The sequence below is a fragment of the Bradyrhizobium sp. 23 genome (genome assembly GCF_023073295.1).
Lineage (GTDB): Bacteria > Pseudomonadota > Alphaproteobacteria > Rhizobiales > Xanthobacteraceae > Bradyrhizobium > Bradyrhizobium canariense_D.
Genome location: NZ_JADPJF010000042.1, coordinates 459,681 through 461,021, shown reverse-complemented (window position 1 = coordinate 461,021; position 1,341 = coordinate 459,681). Strand labels below are relative to the sequence as shown.

The window sequence follows — 1,341 nt, the reverse complement described above, 5'->3', positions numbered from 1 at the left end:
CGAAGCCGAGATCGATCGGCTCGGCTGCTTCAAGTACGAGCCGGTCGCCGGCGCCACGGCGAATGCGATCGAGAACCCCGTGCCGGAAGAGATCAAGCAGGAGCGCTACAATGCACTGATGGCGCGCCAGCAGAAAATCTCTGCGCGCAGGCTGAAGCGCAAGGTCGGCACGCGCCAGCAGATCATCATCGACGAGGTCGGCCCGACCGTCGCAAGGGGCCGCTCCAAGGCTGATGCGCCCGAGATCGACGGCGCCGTCTACCTGTCGAGCCGCCGCCCCTTGCGCGTCGGCGAGATCGTCACCGCCAAGATCGAGCGCGCGGACCAGTACGACCTCCACGGCAGCGTCGCGGGATTCTGAGATTCCGGTCGCGGCACGCCGGCAAGACCGGCGCGCCTTAGGCATTTTCCACCAGCCGGCGTTCAGGCTGGGCGTGCCCGAACTACGAGGTCATGTCGCTTCTCCCGACGCCTGCTGTTCGTCGCGTGCGGCGAACACTTCCTTGGCTGCGAACAGCCCGTTCAGCGCCGCCGGGAAGCCCGCATAGACGGCCATCTGCATCATGATCTCCACGATCTCGTCGCGAGACAGGCCGACGTTCAGACCCGCCTCGAGATGCACTTTGAGCTGAGGCGCGGCATTTCCGAGCGCCGTCAGCGCGGCGATCGTGGCGATCTCTCGATCGCGCAGGCCGAGGTCCGGGCGGCAGTAAATGTCGCCGAACGGAAACTCGATCACGTATCGTGCGAAATCCGGAGCTATGTCGGCGAGTGAGGCGACGACCTTTTCGCCGGCACTGCCGTCAATACGTGACAGGGCCCGCTGACCGCGATCGAAGCGGCTTTCGTCTTGTGTTTGGGCGTGCGTCATTTTCCTTCGTCCTCTGTTCGTCGCTGGCATAGCCGGCGATCTTGGTATCAAGGACGAGCAGGCATTCCTGGAGTTCGGCAATCTGCGTGCGTACCTGTTCCCGGTGGACTTCCAGAATCTGCCGCCGGCTTGTGCCGGTAGCGTCGCCTTCATCCCGAAGCGCCGCGTAACGCAACATGTCCCGGATCGGCATTCCCGTGGTCTTGAGCCGCCCAAGGAATGCGATCCATGTGAGGATCGATGCGTCAAAGTCGCGCTGGCCGGAGCGATCCCGGTCGGCGTATGGAAGCAGCCCGATGCGCTCATAATAGCGCAGCGTGTGCGTCGACAGGCCGGTCCGTTTTGCGAGGTCGCCGATCTTCATGTGTGCCCGTTCTCGTACTGACGCACGTACAGATACCCCTTCGAGCGCGCTCTAAGTCAAGGGGGATCGAAGGTGCAAAGATTTCGGCGCGCCGGCTGGGCGGCAG

General features: G+C 63.8%; 2 protein-coding genes and 1 pseudogene. 1 reads left to right on the top strand and 2 read right to left on the bottom strand.

What is annotated here, in order from left to right; all coding sequences use genetic code 11:
- Positions 1 to 361 (top strand): annotated as a pseudogene (locus IVB32_RS12025) (30S ribosomal protein S12 methylthiotransferase RimO); the annotation flags it as partial.
- 90 nt (positions 362 to 451) lie between these two features.
- On the opposite strand, the gene IVB32_RS12020 reads toward IVB32_RS12025, so the two are convergent.
- The gene (locus IVB32_RS12020; RefSeq protein ID WP_026233462.1) at positions 452 to 871 is read right to left on the bottom strand and encodes a carboxymuconolactone decarboxylase family protein; all 420 of its coding nucleotides are present in this window, start codon (positions 869 to 871) and stop codon (positions 452 to 454) included.
- A complete protein-coding gene (locus IVB32_RS12015; protein ID WP_018457919.1) occupies positions 804 to 1,235 on the bottom strand; it encodes a MerR family transcriptional regulator in 432 nt (143 codons plus the stop codon). The genes IVB32_RS12020 and IVB32_RS12015 overlap by 68 nt, the downstream gene beginning before the upstream one ends.
- Between the last annotated feature and the right edge of the window lie 106 nt (positions 1,236 to 1,341).